This window comes from Paraburkholderia sp., from assembly GCF_036488505.1.
GTDB lineage: Bacteria > Pseudomonadota > Gammaproteobacteria > Burkholderiales > Burkholderiaceae > Paraburkholderia.
In genome coordinates this window covers 20,836-27,254 of the sequence record NZ_DASXHN010000135.1, presented here as the reverse complement: position 1 = coordinate 27,254, position 6,419 = coordinate 20,836, and the positions used below count along the sequence as shown (strand labels likewise).

The 6,419-nt window shown below is 61.1% G+C and carries 7 protein-coding genes and 1 tRNA gene; 7 read left to right on the top strand and 1 reads right to left on the bottom strand.

Translation table 11 applies throughout. From position 1 onward, the window contains the following. Positions 1-799: ATP-dependent helicase (locus tag VGH68_RS07870; RefSeq protein WP_331603002.1), on the top strand; the 799-nt coding region annotated here is incomplete at its 5' end. 94 nt (positions 800-893) lie between these two features. Here VGH68_RS07870 and VGH68_RS07865 read toward each other — a convergent pair. Further along, the gene (locus tag VGH68_RS07865) at positions 894-1,799 is read right to left on the bottom strand and encodes a c-type cytochrome (RefSeq protein ID WP_331603001.1); all 906 of its coding nucleotides are present in this window, start codon (positions 1,797-1,799) and stop codon (positions 894-896) included. A gap of 298 nt (positions 1,800-2,097) precedes the next feature. On the opposite strand from VGH68_RS07865, the gene VGH68_RS07860 reads away from it, so the two are divergent. From VGH68_RS07860 to VGH68_RS07835, 6 genes are all read left to right on the top strand, one after another. Further along, positions 2,098-2,173 (top strand) — tRNA-Arg (locus VGH68_RS07860). A 205-nt stretch (positions 2,174-2,378) separates the two neighbouring features. After that, a complete protein-coding gene (locus VGH68_RS07855; protein WP_331603000.1) occupies positions 2,379-2,618 on the top strand; it encodes a hypothetical protein in 240 nt (79 codons plus the stop codon). 650 nt (positions 2,619-3,268) lie between these two features. Next, positions 3,269-3,520, top strand: a complete 252-nt coding sequence (locus tag VGH68_RS30075; protein ID WP_414696910.1) for a hypothetical protein — start codon at positions 3,269-3,271, stop codon at positions 3,518-3,520. 209 nt (positions 3,521-3,729) lie between these two features. Further along, positions 3,730-4,863 (top strand): porin, encoded by a 1,134-nt coding sequence (locus VGH68_RS07845; protein ID WP_331602998.1) that lies wholly within the window; start codon positions 3,730-3,732, stop codon positions 4,861-4,863. A gap of 169 nt (positions 4,864-5,032) precedes the next feature. Continuing rightward, positions 5,033-5,374 (top strand): hypothetical protein, encoded by a 342-nt coding sequence (locus VGH68_RS07840; RefSeq protein ID WP_331602997.1) that lies wholly within the window; start codon positions 5,033-5,035, stop codon positions 5,372-5,374. Between the two features lies 1 nt (position 5,375). Continuing rightward, a complete protein-coding gene (locus VGH68_RS07835) occupies positions 5,376-6,293 on the top strand; it encodes a 4-hydroxy-tetrahydrodipicolinate synthase (protein WP_331602996.1) in 918 nt (305 codons plus the stop codon). Positions 6,294-6,419: the final 126 nt, after the last annotated feature.

Genomic DNA, 6,419 nt, shown 5'->3' with positions numbered 1-6,419 from the left:
GCTGGGTTCGTTCGCGGGTCAGGCGAAGGTGTCGTTGTTCGAGGCAGTGTACATGGGCGGCATCGAAGCGCGCCTGTCGCCGCGCCAGATCGAGCCGATGCGCGTGTTCTGCGATTTCATGCAGCGCCTCACCGATCGCGCGGAAAAGGACGCGGCCGGCACGCTGCTCGACGAGCTGATGGAGGCGATCCATTACGAGGCCTACCTGTACGACGCGTTCGACGAACGTCAGGCGCAGGGGAAGTGGCAGAACGTGCTCGAATTCATCGAATGGCTGAAGCGCAAGGGCACCAAGGAAGAACCGCAGAATGGCGACGGCAGTGAAGCGACCGGCTACGACACCGCCGACGGTTTTGGCGACACCGGCAAGAGCCTGCTCGGCCTGATTCAGACCGTCGCGCTGATGTCGATGCTCGAAGGCCGCGACGAAGATCCGGACGCGGTGCGGCTGTCGACCGTGCATGCATCGAAGGGACTCGAATATCCGCACGTGTTTCTGGTCGGCGTCGAGGAAGGCATCATGCCGCACCGCGGCGGCGCCGACGACGAACCGATCGACGACGCGCGCATCGAGGAGGAACGCCGTCTGATGTACGTCGCGATCACGCGCGCGCAACGCAGTCTGAATCTGAACTGGTGCAAGAAGCGCAAGCGCGCGCGGGAGACGGTGGTGTGCGAGCCGTCGCGCTTTATCGCCGAAATGCTGCTCGACGACGCGCCGCCACCGACGCCCGAAGAAGCACCGATGTCCCCGAAGGACCGGCTGGCGACCTTGAAGGCGTTGTTGCAGAAGGCTTGAAGGGGCGACTGCTGGTGTCGCTGTTGCGATTCGTCGCGTGTAAAAAAAATCCCTGCAATGCGTCGCCGCATGCAGGGATTTTTTGTTCAGCGGCTCACTTCGCGGCGCTAACCATATAGTCGACGGCGGCCTTTACATCCGCATCGGACGCATTCGAACCGCCCTTCGGCGGCATCGCGCCCTTGCCGTGCAGCGCGTAGTTGTAGACGGTGTCCATCGGATCTTTCAGCCGCGGCGCCCAGGCTTCCTTGTCGCCGAACTTCGGCGCGTTCAGCACGCCGGCCGCATGGCACGCCTGACACACAGCCTGATAGAGCGCCTTGCCGGCCTGCGACGCGTCCGCGCTTTGCGCGCCGCCCGCGGCCGGAGCCGGAGTCTGCGGCACGCTGGCCATCGCCGCCATGGCCGCGGCGGCCTGGGCCGCGCCCGCGTCCGATGCGCCTGCGGCCGCGGCACCCGAAGCTGCCGCCGCGCCGGAGGCCGCTGCCGCGCCCGCCGCCGGCTGCGCGGGTTCGGGGAAGCTCGCGCCTGAGTTATTCGCCATATAGACGACCGCGCGGGCGATCTCGAAGTCGCTGTAATCGTCGGGGCTAGTGCCGCCGCGCGGCGGCATCGCGCCCTTGCCGGACAGCGCGGTATGCCAGAGCGTGTCGAAACCCTGCGCGATGCGCGGCGCCCAGTCGGCGGTATTGGTGAACTTCGGCGCGCCCGCGGCACCCGACGCGTGACAGGCGGAGCAGACCGCCTTGTAGACTTCCTCGCCGCTCTTGTAGACGCGGGGCGCATTGGCGTCGCGGATGTCGACCTGGGCGATCGGATGGATCCGCGAAGTGACTTCGGCTTCGGAAAGGGAGTCGGTGCCGGCGCCGGTGCGGGTCGAGTTATCGACGTAGACGGCGAGCAGAACGATGATGACGATGGGCACAGCGAACCCGGCGATGATCGCGGCGATGAGCTGTGCTGGGGTTTTGATCGGGGCTCCGTGTGGTGCTTCGCTCATGCTTGTCTCGTCTCCGTGGGAATGTGAGCGGTACAGCGCGACGGCAACTTCTTGTTCTTTGTCAGCCACGGACGATTATAGACGCAACGTTTCGACGGCGGCGAGGGGGCCTGGGAGCTGTTCAGCAGGCGTTTACCCGCATCGGCACGGCCGGCGTGTGGAGATTGGAATGGCGTCGAAAGGCTGCTCGCGGGCCGTCCGGTGGACGGTCCGGTCGAAACCGGGTATCCTTGCGGTCTCTCGCTTTGGCGTCGCGTCCGTTCAGGTTGCCGCGCTTTCGCGCAGTTCTCATGGTGAAGCGCCCGTAGCTCAATGGATAGAGTACTGCCCTCCGAAGGCAGGGGTTGCTGGTTCGATCCCAGCCGGGCGCACCATCTAGTCTTCCGTACAAATCCCCTTAGATCCTGTGAGTATTCGCCACGGATGTCGTAAACGACACCCGTAGCTATGCTATGAAACGTCCACATGACATGCAGCACGCGGGACCAGTTCCACTTTGCGTGCACTTTCTCCGTCCGCTCTTGTTCCGCGCGGAGCGCGCACTGACACGCAAGCCGTCGGCCCAAAGCCCAACGCGTCATGAGCGAGCGGAAAAGCGGCTTTGACGATTTAGGCGCCGCGCTGGAGCATGGCATCGCTGATTCTGACGCCGGACGAGGTAAGCCTGCCAGGAATGTGTTCGACCGGCTGGAAGAAAAATATTTGACGATGGCAAAGGTCGAGGGTCTCGTCGGTCCAACGCGAAGAGCCGTTATCTCACCGAACGCCAACGGCACCAACGTGCGCACTTGGAACCGTGACCCGAACGACGCCGACTGAATCACTGCCGTGGTTTTGCGATCGCCACGCTCCATCTTCGCGGCAGTATGACGTCGATGCCTCTGCGCTCCGAGGAAACCGGCGAGTTCGTCGGGTGAGTTATTGCTCATGCGATGGCCACCTGCGCGACCAGATAACCTCACGTTGGTCACCAGCTCGCCCGCATGATCCCCATATAAGCATCTGCTGGATTAATGCCAGCACTTATCGCTTCGCGGACGCGTGCCGAGCCAAAACGGACCTTCCCGACTTCCATTAACGGCCGTTCATCAACGGCGGCCCAAGCGTGAAGGTCGAAACTCTATCTAACCCAGGAGCCAAAATGTTTACGACAATTTTCTACGACGCTTTTCAGACTCCCATGTATATGTTGACCACGAGGGAGGAAAAGTGGACCAGCGTCGCGTAGCTTCGGTTCGCGTTGAGCATGTCTGTCACGGCTTCGGTCGCATCCAGTTGCGACGGTTCGACATCAAGCGCGATTCATATGTATCCATGACAGCACTGCTGCATCGTGCGTTCGCTTCGCTTGGTAACGCAGGGCTGAATTGCGAATGTGTGAGCCAGACAATCGCGACAACGCGGCGTCGCGCCGCAGCGGGCGATTGCCTGGTCGCGGTATGCGGCACGAAAATCGTCGGGGCAATGACATGCTCGCATTCGCCGACCACTGGGCCGCAACGCGAGGCTATGCGCAGCTTGCGCTGGAAACGCCGCAGCAGGCGTCACATCTGGTGGCGTTCTATAGGTCGCAGGGCTTTCGCATCATCGATACGATGCGCTTCGAGCCGCGCAGCTACGACAGCGTGATCCTAACGCGTGCACCCGTCGCGGAGCGCACGCTTGCGAACTGGACGACGCGACTCGAACCCAGACCGACGCTTCTTCGGCGCGCAGCCTGAACTCCCGCGCATCGCAATCGCGGCGCGTTTTTACGTCCTTTTTGCAGCGGCGGCCTGACTTTTTCCGCGACCGTTATTTCACACTTTCTACAATCGGCGGGCTTCAGCGTTTCTGCCATCAATGCGATGCAGTCCGTCCGTTTCACCTCGCGTGGCCATCGCGCACTGGCGAGCGCTGTCGCATCGACATATAACCTCCTGAGGTGAAATTGAAAAACAATATTATTGGCGTCGCCGTCCTCTCCGTCTTCGCAACAGCCGCTCACGCACAAAGCAGCGTTACCCTGTACGGCCTGATCGACACAGGGATTGTCTACACCAACAACCAGGGTTCCGGCAGTGCGGTGCAGATGCAAAGCAGCATGTTGTCGAACGAGGTGTGGGGACTCAAAGGCAGCGAAGATCTCGGCGCGAGTCTTCACGCGATCTTCCGCCTTGAAAACGGATTCAACATTCAGAATGGCCGCAATACCTATTCCGGCACCATGTTCGGCCGTCAGGCATACGTGGGTCTGCAGGGCGACAGTTATGGCACGCTCACGCTGGGTCGGCAATATGATGCTGTGGTCGACATGCTTGGCCCCATCGCGCTGGCAAACAATGGCGACGGCAACAATCTCGCCGCGCATCCTTTCGACAATGATAACGTCGACGACTCGTTCTACATCAATAATTCGGTCAAGTATGCGAGCCCGAATTTCAAAGGGCTGCAAGGCGAGGCGCTCTATGGGTTCAGCGACGCAGCAGGCGGCTTTTCGAACAATCGTGCGTTCAGTCTCGGGCTTTCGTACAGCAACGGTCCCATCAATCTCGCCGCCGCTTACCTTCAGTCGAACAGCGGGTCGCTGTCTTCCACGGGCGCCGTGTCGAACAACGACTTCGTCAATTTCCCGGCGTCGCGGCAGCGGGTCATGGGCGCCGGCGGCAGCTACAATTTCGGTCCGGCGAGCGTCGGCCTGCTGTGGACGCACACCCTATTAGACAATACGCAGCCCGGCGCGAACTCGGTCATCTCCCAGGCGTTCAACACGCTGCACTTCAACAATTATGAAGCGAACGTGCACTATGCGCTGACGCCGTCGCTCTCGCTTGCCGGTGCTTACACGTTCACTCAAGGTGCCTTCTCCTCCGCCAACGGCTCGGCGAATCCGAAATGGCATCAGGTCACGGTCATGGTGGACTACTCGTTGAGCAAACGCACGGACGTGTACGCGGAAGGCGTTTATCAGCACGCATACGGCGCAGAAGGCTCGGCATTCACGGGCGCGTACATCAACGGTCTGTCACAGGCTTCGACCGGCAATCAGGTGGTCGGCACTGTGGGGATTCGCACGCGGTTCTGACGCGCGAAGCGTTCTTGCATTGATGACCCACGCTTAGCCGTTCACGTCGCTTTGAAGTGTTACGCGCGGGTTGTCTGCATGAACCGGCAAAAATTTTGCACTAGTTTTATATCCGTGCGCATAGGATGGTCGTACCTTCACAACCGCACAAGCGGGTTAATCACACAACATGAGCCAGGCACAGCCGGTTTCGTATCAGGATCACAGGGTCAACCAATCGCGGTCGGAAAAGCAGCTCCCTTCCTCCAGGATTATTCCGCTGCGCGGGCGCCGCGCCACGCTGTCGGTTGTCTTTGACGGACCGAAAGCCGACGAGCTTCTCGCCACACTCATTCATTCGCCGCTAGGCGTCTATATGCGCGCTACGACCACCACGAAACGCGACGAAATCTGCGTCGCGCTCGACATCGCGCGGGAAGATCTTGACTTCACGCTGCACACGCTGATCTCGACGCTGCCGGAAGGGATGATCGGTGCGCTCAGCACACGCGGCATTACGCGGGCGAAATGACATGATCTCCGGAATCTGGATTCCTCTGGTGACGCCGTTTCGATCCGGCCACGTCGACCTGGACGCGCTGCGAACGCTCGCCGATTCATACGTCGCTCAAGGTGCGAGCGGCGTCGTGGCACTCGGCACGACCGCCGAAGCCGCCTTGCTGACCGACAGCGAGCGTGATGTCGTGCTGAAGACGATCATCGAGACGACCGCCGGCCGGCTGCCCGTCATCGTCGGCGTCGGCGGACTGGACACGCGCGCGTTCCGGCGGGAGATCACGCGTCTTGAGTCGCTGAACGTTACGGGTTATCTCGTCTCCGCACCCGCGTACATCTGCCCCGATCAAGCCGGCCTGAAATGGCATTTCGACGAGATTGCCGCAAGTACGGAACGTCCGCTGGTGCTGTACAACGTGCCGCACCGCACCGGCGTATCGATTGAGCCAGAAACGGTCAGACATTTGACGGCTCACCGCCATATCGTCGCCATTAAGGAATGCGTGCCCGAGCACTTTGACCAGTTGCGCAAGTTGCCCATTGATGTGCTGTGCGGCACGGATGAGGCCTTTTACGACGGGCTGATGGCCGGCGCCACCGGCGGCATTCTCGCCAGCGCCCACGTGTGCACCCCGTTGTTCGTGCGCATTCTCCGGCTCTTCGCGTCTGGCCGGCGTACCGCGGCGCGCGAGCTCTTTGCCAATCTGCAGCCTGTCATTCGCACTGTGTTTGGTGCACCGAATCCATCGGCAATAAAAGTCATGCTCGCTTTCGAAGGATTGATCAGGCCTGATGTACGTGCGCCGATCATGCCCGTGAAGGGTGAGCTTGAAGCGCGACTGCGCGACGCCCATCTGTTGCTACAGCGCCTGAAGGCCGACGAAATTGGCAATCTCAATGTTGACGCTGTAGTCCGTGTGAACTTTCGCCGTTAAGGAGCCAAACCGTTTTCGGCATAAAGGCACCAGGGACTTTTCGGCGTTTCGGCACCACAAGTCTTCCGGCGTATAGGCGCCCGTAGATTTTCGCCGTAAAGGCGCCGCTGGCGTCTGAGTCGGGCG

Coding starts and splice junctions, on each gene's coding strand:
- VGH68_RS07865 (WP_331603001.1), bottom strand. CDS start 1,799: ATGAGCGAAGCACCACACGGAGCCCCGATCAAAACCCCAGCACAGCTC.
- VGH68_RS07855 (WP_331603000.1), top strand. CDS start 2,379: ATGAGCGAGCGGAAAAGCGGCTTTGACGATTTAGGCGCCGCGCTGGAG.
- VGH68_RS30075 (WP_414696910.1), top strand. CDS start 3,269: ATGCTCGCATTCGCCGACCACTGGGCCGCAACGCGAGGCTATGCGCAG.
- VGH68_RS07840 (WP_331602997.1), top strand. CDS start 5,033: ATGAGCCAGGCACAGCCGGTTTCGTATCAGGATCACAGGGTCAACCAA.
- VGH68_RS07835 (WP_331602996.1), top strand. CDS start 5,376: ATGATCTCCGGAATCTGGATTCCTCTGGTGACGCCGTTTCGATCCGGC.